We start from the raw sequence: 500 nt of genomic DNA, 5'->3' as shown, positions 1-500 counted from the left end.
TGATGCCTGGCGCCGCTTCGAGCAGCCGCGCCGCTTCCTCGACGCTCAGCACCTCGGGCAGCTTGCGCGGATACCGGGTGACCACCAGCGCGCGCGCCAAATCGCGCCGCTTCAGCGTCACGGTGAACAGGAACCGCAGCGCCGAGACCGCGCCGTTAATCGTCGCAGGACCGACGCCGTTCTCATGCTGATACAGCTGGAAGCGCCGGATGTCCTCGGGCGCTGCGGTGTCGGGCGCGCGGCCAAGGAACGCGGCGAAGCGCCGGACATGACGAACGTAATCCTGCTGCGTATGCGGTCCCAGGCCCCGCATCAGCATGTCTTGCTGCATGCGCTGGCGAAGTGGCGTGATCGGAGCGTCGGTCGACAAGGTAGCCATGGCAAGTTCCTTTCGTTGAAGGGAACTCCATGGTCGGATCGCAGGCTTTACCTGCTCAAGGCCTATGAATACGCGTCATCTCAGAACCAGGCGACCCTCCCGCGAAGCGGGTTCGTGCATT

The 500-nt window shown here is 64.6% G+C and carries 1 protein-coding gene; it reads right to left on the bottom strand.

Going from position 1 to position 500, the window contains the following annotated elements; genetic code table 11:
- On the bottom strand, positions 1 to 379 hold a 379-nt coding region (locus NKJ94_RS37530; protein ID WP_352532831.1), incomplete at its 3' end, for a tyrosine-type recombinase/integrase.
- Positions 380 to 500 lie beyond the last annotated feature (121 nt).

Origin of the sequence: Mesorhizobium sp. M0060, from assembly GCF_040323155.1 — a bacterium.
Classification (GTDB): domain Bacteria; phylum Pseudomonadota; class Alphaproteobacteria; order Rhizobiales; family Rhizobiaceae; genus Mesorhizobium.
This window is presented reverse-complemented; position numbering and strand designations above follow the sequence as displayed.